We start from the raw sequence: 232 nt of genomic DNA on the forward strand, positions 1-232 counted from the left end.
GCATCGAGGCGAGCAGACGCACGGCGTCGTCGTTGGCGAAATTGCCGAGCGTCGAACCGGGAAAGAACACCAGCGTGCGGCGCGGGTGGCGCGCGGCCGCCGGCAGCGGCACCGGGCGGGTGAAGTCGGCGCAGACCGGCAGCATCTCGATCTGCGGAAACGACGGCGCGAGGCGCCCGACGCTGTCGAGCAGCGCGGTGCGCGAGATCTCGATCGGGGTGTACGCGACCGG

Annotated in this window: 1 protein-coding gene; it reads right to left on the reverse strand. The window is 72.0% G+C overall.

The features are described from left to right. On the reverse strand, positions 1-232 hold a 232-nt coding region (locus SB719_RS22825; protein ID WP_412160136.1), incomplete at both ends, for an L-histidine N(alpha)-methyltransferase.

This window comes from Pantoea sp. SIMBA_079, from assembly GCF_046940275.1.
Classification (GTDB): Bacteria; Pseudomonadota; Gammaproteobacteria; order Enterobacterales; family Enterobacteriaceae; genus Pantoea; species Pantoea borealis.